The sequence below is a fragment of the Brachybacterium sp. AOP29-B2-41 genome (assembly GCF_052378395.1).
Taxonomy (GTDB): Bacteria; Actinomycetota; Actinomycetes; order Actinomycetales; family Dermabacteraceae; genus Brachybacterium.
This window is the reverse complement of the sequence record NZ_JBQSXR010000062.1, coordinates 1-368: the sequence shown is the minus strand read 5'-3', so window position 1 is coordinate 368 and position 368 is coordinate 1. Positions and strand designations below refer to the sequence as shown.

Sequence of the window (368 nt, the reverse complement as noted above, 5' to 3'; positions counted from 1 at the left end):
CGGCGGCGATCCACGTCGAGGCGACCCCGAACAGCACCATCGTCGGGATCACCGAGAGCGCCGCGGCTGCAGAGAGGGGAACCCACTCGACATTGAAGCTGGTGGTGGAACGGTTCAGCGCCCCCGGGATGATGGGCTTGTCGCAGCCGTTGAGGAGGGTGACGGAGGGGAAGAGCTCGTTCCATCAGTTGACGACGTTGAAGATGAGCGTGGCAGCCGTGGCGACAACGACGCTCGAGAGCACGTTCTGCCTGTACGAAGACTTCCCGAACAGCGAGATGTAGTTCTGCAGGGTGGACCGCAGCGGGAGGTACTGCGCCGGATTGGTGGCGATGTCCGCCGGGGTCTTCAGAGAGATGACCAGGATC

General features: G+C 63.3%; 1 pseudogene. It reads right to left on the bottom strand.

What is annotated here, in order from left to right:
• Positions 1-184 precede the first annotated feature (184 nt).
• Positions 185-368, bottom strand: a pseudogene (locus ACT3T9_RS18875) (carbohydrate ABC transporter permease); the annotation flags it as partial.